The 343-nt window shown below is 60.3% G+C and carries 1 pseudogene; it reads right to left on the bottom strand.

Annotated elements, in window-relative coordinates:
* Positions 1-343 (bottom strand): annotated as a pseudogene (locus EN859_RS36215) (formate dehydrogenase); the annotation flags it as partial.

The following is a 343-nucleotide window of genomic DNA, read 5'->3' as shown; positions in this document are numbered from 1 at the left end:
TTCATAGCCAGTGGTGTGCTCGCGAACGAAATCCACGTCGATGACGCGCGGCCGCGCCTGCTCGAGGGCAAGATCGTCCGCCGCAATCACCGCCTTGCAGATACCGAGAATTGCCGCCGTATCGCCGCCGGTCTTTAACTGATGATATTGCGTGCTGATCTGCGTGTTGTCCGGCGTGAGCATTTGCACGGGCGACTGTGGATTGGCAAAGCGCACGAGGCCGGGCTCGCGAAGCGGGTTGAACGTGATGATCGGCACGCCGCGTTTGCGCGCGTCCTGCAACTGATGAAGCATGCGCGGACTATTCGTGCCGACGTTCTGCCCGAAGAAGAACATCAGATCC

The sequence above is a fragment of the Mesorhizobium sp. M00.F.Ca.ET.216.01.1.1 genome (assembly GCF_004010325.2).
GTDB lineage: Bacteria > Pseudomonadota > Alphaproteobacteria > Rhizobiales > Rhizobiaceae > Mesorhizobium.
The sequence above is the reverse complement of the archived record's forward strand: the minus strand, read 5'-3'. Positions and strand labels throughout refer to the sequence as shown.